General features: G+C 70.4%; 14 protein-coding genes. 12 read left to right on the top strand and 2 right to left on the bottom strand.

The annotated features are described in order from the left end of the window. Positions 1-87 precede the first annotated feature (87 nt). From map to truA, 8 genes are all read left to right on the top strand, one after another. Positions 88-921, top strand: coding sequence for a type I methionyl aminopeptidase (map, locus tag ACEZDE_RS10925; RefSeq protein WP_380535001.1), 834 nt, complete (start codon positions 88-90; stop codon positions 919-921). 213 nt (positions 922-1134) lie between these two features. Beyond that, complete coding sequence (gene infA / locus ACEZDE_RS10920) at positions 1135-1356, top strand: translation initiation factor IF-1 (RefSeq protein ID WP_003956442.1); 222 nt, start codon at positions 1135-1137, stop codon at positions 1354-1356. Positions 1357-1414: 58 nt separating this feature from the next. Continuing rightward, entirely contained in the window at positions 1415-1528 is a 114-nt protein-coding gene (gene rpmJ / locus ACEZDE_RS10915; RefSeq protein WP_018682809.1) for a 50S ribosomal protein L36, read from the top strand. Between the two features lie 195 nt (positions 1529-1723). Then, the gene (gene rpsM / locus ACEZDE_RS10910) at positions 1724-2104 is read left to right on the top strand and encodes a 30S ribosomal protein S13 (RefSeq protein WP_380534998.1); all 381 of its coding nucleotides are present in this window, start codon (positions 1724-1726) and stop codon (positions 2102-2104) included. A 75-nt stretch (positions 2105-2179) separates the two neighbouring features. After that, positions 2180-2587: a 30S ribosomal protein S11 gene (rpsK, locus tag ACEZDE_RS10905; protein WP_030251538.1), complete on the top strand. Its 408-nt coding sequence runs from the start codon at positions 2180-2182 to the stop codon at positions 2585-2587. Between the two features lie 121 nt (positions 2588-2708). After that, the gene (locus ACEZDE_RS10900) at positions 2709-3728 is read left to right on the top strand and encodes a DNA-directed RNA polymerase subunit alpha (protein WP_123497011.1); all 1020 of its coding nucleotides are present in this window, start codon (positions 2709-2711) and stop codon (positions 3726-3728) included. Positions 3729-3865: 137 nt separating this feature from the next. Further along, positions 3866-4351 carry a 50S ribosomal protein L17 gene (rplQ, locus tag ACEZDE_RS10895; protein ID WP_380534996.1) on the top strand — a complete coding sequence of 162 codons (486 nt, stop codon included), beginning with the start codon at positions 3866-3868 and terminating at the stop codon, positions 4349-4351. A gap of 73 nt (positions 4352-4424) precedes the next feature. After that, on the top strand, positions 4425-5336 hold the full coding sequence (truA, locus tag ACEZDE_RS10890) for a tRNA pseudouridine(38-40) synthase TruA (protein ID WP_380534994.1): 912 nt from the start codon (positions 4425-4427) through the stop codon (positions 5334-5336). A 28-nt stretch (positions 5337-5364) separates the two neighbouring features. Here truA and ACEZDE_RS10885 read toward each other — a convergent pair whose 3' ends face one another. After that, a complete protein-coding gene (locus tag ACEZDE_RS10885) occupies positions 5365-6441 on the bottom strand; it encodes a hypothetical protein (protein ID WP_380534991.1) in 1077 nt (358 codons plus the stop codon). A gap of 83 nt (positions 6442-6524) precedes the next feature. On the opposite strand from ACEZDE_RS10885, the gene ACEZDE_RS10880 reads away from it, so the two are divergent. The 4 genes from ACEZDE_RS10880 (at position 6525) to glmM (ending at position 10956) form a co-directional block, all read left to right on the top strand. Then, positions 6525-8186 (top strand): ABC-F family ATP-binding cassette domain-containing protein, encoded by a 1662-nt coding sequence (locus ACEZDE_RS10880; RefSeq protein WP_380534989.1) that lies wholly within the window; start codon positions 6525-6527, stop codon positions 8184-8186. Between the two features lie 299 nt (positions 8187-8485). Beyond that, the gene (rplM, locus tag ACEZDE_RS10875; RefSeq protein ID WP_380534988.1) at positions 8486-8929 is read left to right on the top strand and encodes a 50S ribosomal protein L13; all 444 of its coding nucleotides are present in this window, start codon (positions 8486-8488) and stop codon (positions 8927-8929) included. Between the two features lie 45 nt (positions 8930-8974). After that, complete coding sequence (rpsI, locus tag ACEZDE_RS10870) at positions 8975-9472, top strand: 30S ribosomal protein S9 (protein WP_380534987.1); 498 nt, start codon at positions 8975-8977, stop codon at positions 9470-9472. Positions 9473-9597: 125 nt separating this feature from the next. Then, positions 9598-10956: a phosphoglucosamine mutase gene (glmM, locus tag ACEZDE_RS10865; RefSeq protein ID WP_380534985.1), complete on the top strand. Its 1359-nt coding sequence runs from the start codon at positions 9598-9600 to the stop codon at positions 10954-10956. 110 nt (positions 10957-11066) lie between these two features. On the opposite strand, the gene coaA is transcribed toward glmM, so the two are convergent. Then, the gene (gene coaA, locus ACEZDE_RS10860; RefSeq protein WP_380534982.1) at positions 11067-12047 is read right to left on the bottom strand and encodes a type I pantothenate kinase; all 981 of its coding nucleotides are present in this window, start codon (positions 12045-12047) and stop codon (positions 11067-11069) included. Between the last annotated feature and the right edge of the window lie 17 nt (positions 12048-12064).

Below are 12064 nucleotides of genomic sequence, written 5' to 3'. Positions count from 1 at the left end.
GCACGTTCCGGTGGATCCCGCCGTACCGTGGAACGGTCGGCAGCAGGCATCAGACCGCGGGTAGCGGCAGGGAAGGCGAGAGAGCACATGGTGGAGATCAAGACTCCCGAGCAGATCAAGAAGATGCGGGAGGCCGGGCTTGTCGTGGCCGAGGCGCTGAAGGCGTGCGAGGCGGCGGTCGCCCCGGGGATCAGCACCGGTGAGCTCAACGCCATCGCCGCCAAGGTGATCGCCGACCACGGCGCCACCTCCAACTTCCTCGGCTACCACGGCTTCACCGGGGTGATCTGCGCCTCGGTGAACGACGAGGTGGTGCACGGCATCCCCGGCGACCGGACGCTGGCGGACGGGGACATGATCTCCATCGACTGCGGCGCGATCGTCGACGGCTGGCACGGCGACTCCGCGATCACCGTCCTGGTCGGCGGCGGCCATGCCCCGGAGCTGCTGCAGCTGAGCCGGGTCACCGAGGACTCGATGTGGGCCGGCATCGCGGCGATGAAGAAGAACAACCGGCTGGTGGACGTCAGCCGGGCGATCGAGACCTACATCCGCCGCCAGCCGCTGCCCGCCAAGGGCAAGTACGGGATCATCCAGGACTTCGGCGGCCACGGCATCGGCACCGAGATGCACATGGACCCGCACCTGCTGAACTACGTGGACCGCGGTCGCGGTCGCGGGCCCAAGCTGGTGCCCGGCTTCTGCCTGGCGATCGAGCCGATGGTCAGCCTGGGCACCCCGAAGACGCACACCCTTGAGGACGAGTGGACCGTGAAGACCAACGACGGCACCTGGGCCTCGCACTGGGAGCACTCCATCGCGGTGACCGAGGAGGGCCCGCTGGTGCTGACCGCCTTCGACGGCGGCCGGGCCAAGCTGGCCGAGCTGGGCGTCACCGCGGCGCCGGACCCGCTGGGCTGAGACCGGCGTGTGGCGGCCGGCCCGTGGCGACCGGCCGGTGAGCGCGCCGGAGGCGATTTCGCGATCGCTTGTCCGCTGACGTAGACTGCTGTGTCGGCTCACTCGTAGCTTGCCCCTGCATGCCTCCGCCCGGATACGGCGGGGTGGACTTAGCGGTCCTGCGTGAGGTGCCGACTACGGTAGTCGAACCCCGGAAGGCGATACCCGCAGGACATGGCCAAAAAGCAAGGCGCCATCGAGATCGAGGGCACCGTCATCGAGTCTCTGCCGAACGCCATGTTCAAGGTAGAGCTGCAGAACGGGCACAAAGTCCTCGCGCACATCAGCGGCAAGATGCGTATGCACTACATCCGCATCCTCCCGGATGACCGGGTCGTCGTCGAGCTGAGCCCGTACGACCTGACCCGTGGACGCATCGTCTACCGGTACAAGTAAGCAGCAGATCCCGCACCGCGCTGACCCGCGGTGCGCTGACCCGGAGAACCTGAATCCCATGAAGGTCAACCCGAGCGTCAAGAAGATCTGCGACAAGTGCAAGGTGATCCGCCGTCACGGCCGGGTCATGGTGATCTGCGAGAACCTGCGCCACAAGCAGCGCCAGGGCTGATCACTTCCCTTCACGGGTCGTAACTCTTCGCACGACGCGAAAAACAACATGAAGCGGGATGCCCGATCCGCTCGTTCCCCTCAGTGAGGAGGACGGGTGGACTGCCACCCTCGGTCCGGAGGCCGGGGCTCCATCGACGAGAGTCGTAGGAGAGGCGTCGCGTCAGACCTCCGAAGCAACCCAGGAGCCACATTCATGGCACGCCTCGCCGGCGTTGATCTTCCCCGCGAAAAGCGGATCGAGATCGCCCTCACCTACGTGTACGGCATCGGCCGTACCCGCTCGCAGAAGGCTCTGGCCGAGACCGGGGTGAACCCGAACATCCGTGTTCGCGACATCACCGAGGACGACCTCGTCAAGCTGCGTGAGTTCATCGACGCCAACTACAAGGTCGAGGGCGACCTCCGCCGCGAGGTGGCCGCCGACATCCGCCGCAAGGTCGAGATCGGCTGCTACCAGGGCCTGCGCCACCGCCGCGGCCTGCCGGTGCACGGTCAGCGCACCCACACCAACGCGCGTACCCGCAAGGGCCCGCGTCGCGCGATCGCCGGCAAGAAGAAGCCCGGCAAGAAGTAGTCCGCCCCACACACCGGACTTGAATCCGGCCCGCTGGGCTAGCGGACCGACCACCTCAGTAGGAGAAACAGACTTATGCCCCCCAAGGGTCGTCAGGCTGCAGGCGCGAAGAAGATCCGCCGCAAGGAAAAGAAGAACGTCGCTCACGGCCACGCGCACATCAAGAGCACGTTCAACAACACCATCGTCTCGATCACGGACCCCTCGGGCAACGTGATCGCGTGGGCGTCCTCGGGCCACGTCGGCTTCAAGGGCTCCCGCAAGTCGACTCCGTTCGCCGCGCAGATGGCCGCCGAGGCCGCCGCGCGCCGCGCCCAGGAGCACGGCATGCGCAAGGTCGACGTCTTCGTGAAGGGTCCGGGCTCCGGCCGCGAGACCGCGATCCGCTCCATCCAGGCCACCGGCCTGGAGGTCGGCTCGATCCAGGACGTCACCCCCACCCCGCACAACGGCTGCCGCCCGCCGAAGCGCCGTCGCGTCTGACGCACGGCCGCTGCTGAAGCGGTAGGAACACGTGGGATACGGCCCCTGTCACGGCAGGGGCCGTATCCTTGCTTTCGTCGGCATCAAATAGTGGGTGCCGAAGATCTATGGAGGACATCGCATGCTTATCGCTCAGCGTCCGTCGCTGACCGAAGAGGTCGTCGACGAGTTCCGCTCCCGGTTCGTGATCGAGCCGCTGGAGCCGGGCTTCGGCTACACCCTCGGCAACTCGCTCCGCCGCACCCTGCTCTCCTCGATCCCCGGCGCCGCTGTCACCAGCATCCGGGTCGACGGCGTCCTGCACGAGTTCACCACCGTGCCCGGCGTCAAGGAGGACATGACCGACCTGATCCTCAACATCAAGCAGCTGGTCGTCTCCTCGGAGCACGACGAGCCGGTCGTGATGTACCTGCGCAAGCAGGGCCCGGGTCTGGTCACCGCCGCCGACATCGCCCCCCCGGCCGGTGTCGAGGTGCACAACCCCGAGCTGGTCCTGGCCACGCTCAACGGCAAGGGCAAGCTGGAGATGGAGCTGACCGTCGAGCGCGGTCGCGGCTACGTCTCCGCCGTCCAGAACAAGCAGTCGGGCCAGGAGATCGGCCGGATCCCGGTCGACTCGATCTACTCGCCCGTGCTGAAGGTCACCTACAAGGTCGAGGCGACCCGAGTCGAGCAGCGTACCGACTTCGACAAGCTCATCGTCGACGTCGAGACCAAGCCCGCCATGCGTCCCCGTGACGCCATGGCCTCGGCCGGCAAGACCCTGGTGGAGCTGTTCGGCCTCGCCCGCGAGCTGAACATCGACGCCGAGGGCATCGACATGGGCCCGTCCCCGACGGACGCCGCCCTGGCCGCCGACCTGGCGCTGCCGATCGAGGAGCTGGAGCTCACCGTTCGGTCGTACAACTGCCTCAAGCGCGAGGGCATCCACACCGTGGGCGAGCTCGTCGCCCGCTCCGAGGCCGACCTGCTCGACATCCGCAACTTCGGTGCGAAGTCGATCGACGAGGTCAAGGCGAAGCTGGCCGGCATGGGCCTGGCCCTCAAGGACAGCCCGCCCGGATTCGACCCGACCGCCGCGGCCGACGCCTTCGGCGCCGACGACGACGACCCGGGCTTCGCGGAGACCGAGCAGTACTGACGCCCACCGCGTACGGGACCGCACCCGCGGTCCCGTACGCTTGGGTGCTGCACCACCCCAAGCCGTGCGCGCAACCGTGCGCGTACGCCCGCCCCGGTACCTGACACGGCCGGGATCCGGAGATCCAAGGAGACACCATGCCTCGCCCCGCAAAGGGTGCCCGCCTCGGTGGCGGCCCGGCCCACGAGCGTCTGCTGCTCGCCGGTCTGTGCCGTGAGCTGTTCCAGTACGGCCGCATCACCACGACCGAGGCCAAGGCCCGTCGGATGCGTCCGCTCGCGGAGAAGCTGATCACCAAGGGCAAGAAGGGTGACATCCACAGCCGCCGTGAGGCCCGCAAGGTCATCACCGACGTCGCCGTGCTGCACACCCTGTTCACCGAGATCGCGCCTCGCTACGAGAACCGTCCCGGTGGCTACACCCGCATCACCAAGATCGGCCCCCGTCGTGGCGACAACGCCCCGATGGCCGTCATCGAGCTGGTCGAGGCCCTGACGGTGGCCCAGACCGCCGTCGGTGAGGCCGAGGCCGCCACCAAGCGCTCCGTCAAGGAGACCGAGGCCGCCGCTCCGGCTGCCGCCGAGGTCGTCGAGGACGCCGCTGTGGAGCCCGAGGACGCCTGATCGTCCCTGTGTCACAGGCCCGCTTCCCTTTCCCGGGGAGCGGGCCTGTTTCCGTTTCTGTGAGGAGTGTGCGGTGAGCGAGTGCGTGGAGGAGCAGCAGCTGCCCCGGCGGGACGGGCCCGCCGACGGCTTCGTCCGGGTGCGTCTTGACCTGTCCTACGACGGGACCGGCTTCTCCGGCTGGGCCAAGCAGAAGAGCGGACGGCGGACGGTCCAGGGCGAGCTGGAGGACGCGGTCCGGATCGTGCTGCGGCAGCCCGAGGTGTTCCCGCTGACCGTCGCGGGCCGCACCGACGCCGGGGTGCACGCCCGCGGCCAGGTCGCCCATGTCGACCTGCCGGGGGAGGTCTGGGCCGCCGAGGGCGACAAGCTGCGCCGCCGACTGGCCGGGCGGCTGCCGGGGGACGTCCGGGTGTGGCAGGTCGCCGAGGCCCCGGCGGGCTTCGACGCCCGCTTCTCGGCGGTCTGGCGCCGCTACGCCTACCGGGTCTGCGACCACCCGGCCGGGGTCGACCCGCTGCGCCGGGCCCATGTGCTGTGGCACGACCGGCGGTTGGACCTGGACGCGATGAACGAGGCGGCCCGGCTGCTGGTCGGCGAGCACGACTTCGCCGCCTACTGCAAGAAGCGCGAGGGCGCCACCACGATCCGGGAGCTGCTGGACTTCCACTGGGAGCGGCACCCGGGCGACGTGCTGCTCGGCCCCGAGCTGCCCGGCCTGGTGGTCGGCACGGTCCGGGCCGACGCTTTCTGCCACAACATGGTGCGGGCGCTGGTCGGTTCGATGCTGCTGGTCGGCGGCGGGCAGCGGCCGGTGGGGTTCCCGGCCGCGGTGCTGGCCGGGGGAGTGCGCGACTCGGCGGTGAACGTGGTCCGGCCGTGGGGGCTGACCCTGGAGGAGGTCGGCTATCCGGCCGACGCCGACTTGGCGGCCCGCAGCCGGGAGGCCCGGAATCTGCGGGTGCTGACGGCCCGGCCGGGCTGACCGGGTCGGCCCGGCCGGTGACGTGGGCTCAGGGCGCGGCGGTGGCGGCCTCGTTGCGGGCCCGGGTGGCCAGGTTCTGGAAGGCCATCGCGCCGATGTCGCTGCCGGCCGCCAGCGCGGAGGTGTCGTTCGTCGGGACCGGCTTGCCGGTGGTGTAGCCGGCCACGGTGAAGTAGGCGTAGCGGCCGAAGGCGTTCACCGAGAGCCGGCAGGGGACGGCGTGGCAGAAGGCCGGGACGGCGGCGCCCGCCAGCGGGGCCAGGTTGCCGGTCGCCTGCTGCTTGACCGCCGCCGCCTGGGCCGCGGTGCCGAACACCGCGACGCCCACGGTCACCGCGGTGGTCCCGGCGGCGTAGGTGGCCCGGAACACCTGCAGGCAGCCGTTCTTGGCGAGGACGGCGGCGAGCGGCGGGGTGGCCGCGGCGGCGCAGCCGGAGGCCGTTGTCAGTGCCTGGGTATAGGAATGTCCGTGGACGGTGACGCTCTTGCCGGGGAAGAGCGTCACCGTGCTCAGCGGAGCCGTGTCCGTGCCCGCGAGGGAGATCAGGGTGACCGGGTCGGGCGTCGCCGCGGTCGGGGCGGCGGCGCTGGGGGAGGGCGCCGCGGTGGCGGGTTCGGTGATCGGCGGCAGCGGCTGCGCCGGGGCTGTCGACCCGGTCGGCCGCGCCGCGCCGGCACTGTGCTTGACGGAGTGTGAGGAGGCCAGCGCGACGCTCGCGCCGACCAGGCCGATCAGGGCGACCAGCGCGGTGCCGAGCCAGAAGCCGCGGCGTCCGCGCCCGCGTCCCGCGGTCGGCTGCTGCGGCGCGGTCGAGGCGGTGTCCTCCGGGGTGCCGGGGCGGACCGCGTAGGCCGTCAGCGGCTTCTCGGACGGGGTGCCCTGCTGCGGCTCCGGTATCGGCAGGTTGGGGGCGCCCGGTCTGACCCGGAACTGATGCCGCTTCAGCCGGTCGGAGACGGGGTTGCCGGGGCCGTATCGGGTGGGGATGCGGCCGGTTCCCCTGGCGCTGCGGCGCGGGAGTGCCTCGGCGGCGCTGTCCGGCGCGGCGCTGTCCCGCGTGGCGTCGTCCCGCGTGGCGCTGTCCCGCGCTGACCCGTTGCTCATGGCGACGCATCCTAGACCCGTCGCCTTGCCGCGCGGCAAAAACCGGTTTGGGCCCCGGCGTCGGGCAGCGGAGAATTACGGCCATGGGACATGTCGAGATTTCGCACCTGGAGTACTACCTGCCGGACGGGCGGGTGCTGTTCGACGACGCGTCCTTCCGGGTGGGGGAGGGCGCCTCGGTCGCCCTGGTCGGCGCCAACGGCGCGGGCAAGACCACGCTGCTGAAACTGGTCGCCGGGGACCTGCAGCCGCACGGCGGGACGGTGACGATCAGCGGCGGCCTGGGCGTGATGCGGCAGTTCGTCGGCACCACGGGGCGTGGCGCCGAGGCCGACGAGGGCAGTGAGCACGTGCTGCCCGCCGACGCCTCGGTGCGGGACCTGCTGGTCTCGGTCGCCCCGCCGCGGATCCGCACCGCGGCCCGCGCGGTGGACGCCGCCGAGCTGGAGATGATGGCCGAGGACGACGAGAAGTCGCAGATGGCGTACGCCCAGGCGCTGGCAGACTGGGCCGACGTCGGCGGCTACGAGTACGAGACCACCTGGGACGTCTGCACCACCGCCGCGCTGGGGATGCCGTACGAGCGGGCCCAGTGGCGCGGTCTGAACACCCTCTCCGGCGGCGAACAGAAGCGGCTGGTGCTGGAGGCGCTGCTGCGCGGCCCGGACGAGGTGCTGCTGCTGGACGAGCCGGACAACTACCTGGACGTCCCCGGCAAGCGCTGGCTGGAGGAGCAGATCCGCTCCACCGGCAAGACCGTGCTGTTCGTCTCGCACGACCGCGAGCTGCTGGCGAACAGCGCCGGGAAGATCGTCAGCGTGGAGGCCGGGGCGGCCGGCAGCGAGGTGTGGGTGCACGGCAGCGGCTTCGGCACCTTCCACGCCGCCCGTGAGGAGCGCTTCGCCCGCTACGACGAGCTGCGCCGCCGCTGGGACGAGAAGCACGCCCAGCTGAAGAAGCTGGTGCTGGACATGCGCGACTACGCGGCCCGCAGCCACGACATGGCCTCCCGCTACGCGGCGGCGACCACCCGGCTGCGGAAGTTCGAGGAGATCGGCCCGCCGCCGGAGCCGCCGCGCAAGCAGAACATCACCATGCGGCTCAAGGGCGGCCGGACCGGGGTCCGCGCGCTGACCTGCGAGAAGCTCGAACTCACCGGTCTGATGCAGCCGTTCGACCTGGAGGTGTTCTACGGCGAGCGGATCGCCGTGCTCGGCTCCAACGGCTCGGGGAAGTCGCACTTCCTGCGGCTGCTCGCGGGCGAGGCGGTGCCGCACACCGGCGGCTTCCGGCTCGGCGCCCGGGTCGTCCCCGGGCACTTCGCGCAGACGCACGCCCATCCGGAGCTGTTCGGCCGGACCACCCGGGACATCCTGGAGACCGAGCACGCGCTGGACCGCAAGGCGGCGATGGCGGTGCTGCGCCGCTATGAGCTGCATCACCAGGAGGAGCAGCGGTTCCAGGACCTCTCCGGCGGCCAGCAGGCCCGGTTGATGATCCTGCGCCTGGAGCTCTCCGGGGCCACCGCGCTGCTGCTGGACGAGCCGACCGACAACCTGGACCTGGACAGCGCCGAGGCCCTGCAGGAGGGCCTGGAGAGCTTCGACGGCACGGTGGTCGCGGTCACCCACGACCGCTGGTTCGCCCGGACCTTCGACCGCTTCGTCGTCTTCGGCGCGGACGGCCGGGTGTACGAGGCGCCGGAGCCGGTCTGGGACGAGGCCCGGGTGACCCGGGAGAGGTGACGCGGAACAGGGGTGGCGGGGGGCAGGCGGGCGGGCACGTAGACTGGACGACGGCTTGCGGGATGCCGCGGGGTCCGAACGGGCGATTTTGACCCGTACGGCTCCGTCCCGGTATCCTGCGAGTTCGTTGTGCGTATTGGCTCGCTCCATCTCACGTGAGAGGTCGGTACGCCGGTCCAACCGGCCGATAAGCAGCGACGCGCCCATCCGATTGCGTCCGGGGAAGTGCGTCTCGGCTGCTTCCGATCGTCCGGGTGGTCCTGTCAGGACACACTCACTGAAAAGCGAAGGCTACGACCGTGCGTACGTACAGCCCCAAGCCCGGCGACGTCCAGCGTCAGTGGCTCATCATCGACGCCCAGGACGTTGTCCTCGGCCGCCTGGCCTCTCAGGCTGCGAACCTCCTCCGGGGCAAGCACAAGCCGGTGTACGCGCCGCATCTTGACATGGGTGACTTCGTCATCATCATCAACGCGGACAAGGTGCACCTCTCCGGGAACAAGAAGACCCAGAAGCTGGCCTACCGCCACTCCGGCTACCCGGGCGGTCTGCGCTCCGTGCGCTACGAGGACCTCCTGGACAAGAACCCGGAGAAGGCCGTCGAGAAGGCCATCAAGGGCATGATCCCGAAGAACTCCCTGGGCCGTCAGATGCTCTCGAAGCTGAAGGTCTACTCGGGCGACCAGCACCCGCACGCTGCCCAGCGTCCGGTGCCGTTCGAGATCACCCAGGTCGCGCAGTAATACCGGCCACACCCCGAATCTAGAAGAACGTAGCTGAGGAGAACCGTGGCCGAGACCACTGCCGAGACCCCGCTCGAGGTCGAGGAGACCTTCGACGTCGAGGTCGAGGAGACCGAGTACACCAGCGAGTCCCTCGCTGGCCGTTTCGCCGAGGCCGTTCCGGCCGCCGGCCTGGGCCGCCGCAAGGAGGCGATCGCCCGCGTGCGCATCGTCCCCGGCACCGGCGTCTGGAAGATCAACGGCCGCACCCTGGAGGAGTACCTCCCCAACAAGGTGCACCAGCAGATCGTCAACGAGCCGTTCAAGCTCCTCGAGCTCGACGGCCGCTACGACGTCATCGCCCGCATCAACGGCGGCGGCATCTCCGGCCAGGCCTACGCCCTGCGCCTCGGTGTCGCCCGCGCCCTGAACGAGGCCGACGTCGACGCGAACCGTCCTTCCCTCAAGAAGGCCGGCTTCCTCACCCGTGACCCGCGCGCCGTCGAGCGCAAGAAGGCCGGTCTGAAGAAGGCTCGCAAGGCACCGCAGTACAGCAAGCGCTAAGCCTCCCCGCTTGCGCGCCACCGGGCGCGAAGCTGGACTGTCACGCCCCGGGAGCACACCATGTGCTCCCGGGGCGTGCTGCGTTCTATGGACTTGACTGGCGAATGAGCCGCGGAGGAACAGCAGTGGGACGACTCTTTGGCACGGACGGCGTACGGGGACTGGCGAACGCCGACCTCACAGCGGAACTGGCGCTGGGACTGTCGGTCGCGGCCGCACACGTCCTGGGGGACGCGGGCGCCTTCGAGGGGCACCGCCCGGTCGCGGTGGTCGGCCGCGACCCCCGGGCCTCGGGCGAGTTCCTGGAGGCGGCGGTCATCGCCGGCCTCGCCAGCTCGGGTGTGGACGTGCTGAAGGTCGGCGTGCTGCCGACCCCCGCCGTGGCGTACCTCACCGACGTGCTCGGCGCCGACCTCGGCGTGATGCTGTCGGCCAGCCACAACGCGATGCCCGACAACGGCATCAAGTTCCTCGCCCGCGGCGGCCAGAAGCTCGACGACGAGATCGAGGACGCCATAGAGGCGGAGTACGAGCGCTTCGAGGGCCACGACTGGAAGCGCCCCACCGGCGCGGCGGTCGGCCGGGTGCGGGACCACGCGGAGGGCTTCGAGCAGTACCTGGCCCACCTGCTGTCGGTGCTGCCGAACCGTCTGGACGGCCTCAGGGTCGTCATCGACGGTGCGCACGGCGCCGCGGCGATGGTCTCCCCCGAGGTGTTCCGGCGGGCCGGGGCCGAGGTGGTGCACACCATCGGCGACGACCCGACCGGGCTGAACATCAACGACGGCATCGGCTCCACCCACCTGGAGCCGCTGCGTGCGGCCGTGGTCGAGCACGGCGCGGACCTGGGCATCGCCCACGACGGCGACGCCGACCGCTGCCTCGCGGTGGACGCCGACGGCAACGAGGTCGACGGCGACCAGATCCTCGCCGTCCTCGCCTGCGCGATGCGCGAGGCCGGGACGCTCGGCAAGAACACCGTGGTCGGCACGGTGATGTCGAACCTGGGCTTCAAGCTGGCGATGGAGCGGGAGGGCATCGACCTGGTGCAGACCGCGGTCGGCGACCGCTATGTGCTGGAGTCGATGAAGCAGCACGGCTACAACCTCGGCGGCGAGCAGTCCGGGCACGTGATCTTCCTGGACCACGCGACCACCGGGGACGGCACCCTGACCGGGCTGATGCTGGCCGCGCGGCTGGCGGCGACCAAGCAGTCGGTGGCGGACCTGGCCGGGGTGATGACGCGGCTGCCGCAGGTGCTGATCAACGTCAAGGGCGTGGACAAGACGCGTACCGCGACCGACGAGGGGCTGCTGCTCGCGGTCGCCGGGGCGGAGGCGGAGCTGGGGTCGACCGGGCGGGTGCTGCTGCGGTCCTCGGGGACCGAACCGCTGGTGCGGGTGATGGTCGAGGCGGCCGACCCGGGGGTTGCGCAGACGGTGGCCGAGCGGTTGGCGGGGGTCGTGCGGGAACGGCTGGGCTAGTCGCGGGTTTCTGTTTGCGCAGTTCCCCGCGCCCCTGACGTCTGCAGCTACAGGTAGTTGCAACCGCTGGGGGCGCGGGGAACTGCGCGAACAGGTACCACCCGCGACGGTCAGAGTTTGCGCAACCTGATCCGCTGCACCTTGTGGTCGGCGCCCTTGCGCAGGATCAGGCTCGCCCGCCCCCGGGTGGGGGCCACGTTCTCCAGCAGGTTCGGCCGATTGATGCTGCGCCAGACCTGGCGGCCGTAGTCCATCGCCTCCTCCTCCGGCACTTCGGTGAAGCGCCGGAAGTACGAGGACGGGTCCTGGAACGCGGTCTCCCGCAGCTTCCGGAACCGCTCCAGGTACCACCGCTCGATGTCGTCCGAGCGGGCGTCCACGTAGATCGAGAAGTCGAAGAAGTCGGCCACCGCAACCCGGGTCCGGCCGTCCAGGCCTGGCAGCGCCGGCTGCAGCACATTGAGGCCCTCGACGATCAGGATGTCCGGGCGGTGCACGGTGTTCCGCTCGCCCTCGACGATGTCGTAGACCAGGTGCGAGTAGACCGGCGCGCTGACCTCGGCCTTTCCGGACTTCACATCCGCGACGAAGCGGGTCAGCGCCCTGCGGTCATAGGACTCGGGGAAGCCCTTGCGGGCCATCAGCCCGCGCCGCCGCAGCTCGGCGTTGGGGAACAGGAAGCCGTCGGTGGTGACCAGCTCCACCCGGGGGTGCTCCGGCCAGCGGGCCAGCAGCGCCGCCAGCAGCCGCGCGGTCGTGGACTTGCCGACCGCCACGCTCCCGGCCACCCCGATCACGAACGGGGTGCCCTGCTGGGTGTGGGTGTGCTCATTGCTGTCCAGGAACGCGTTCAGCGACCCGCGCAGCCGCGTGGTCGCGGTGACGTACAGGTTCAGCAGGCGGGACAGCGGCAGGTAGACGTCCTGGACCTCCTGGAGGTCGATGACGTCACCGAGCCCCCGTAGGCGTTCCAGCTCGTCGGCGGTCAGCGGCAGCGGGGTGCGCTGGTGCAGCGCGCTCCACTCCGCCCGGTCGAGGTCGACGAAGGGGGACGCGTCAGCGCGGCGTTGGGCTTCCAGCGTGGTCGGCACCCGTCCATTCTCCGTTC

Source organism: Streptacidiphilus cavernicola (genome assembly GCF_042510955.1).
Taxonomy (GTDB): Bacteria; Actinomycetota; Actinomycetes; order Streptomycetales; family Streptomycetaceae; genus Streptacidiphilus; species Streptacidiphilus cavernicola.
Note: the sequence above shows the minus strand (reverse complement) of the source record. Positions and strands in the feature narration are given on the sequence as shown.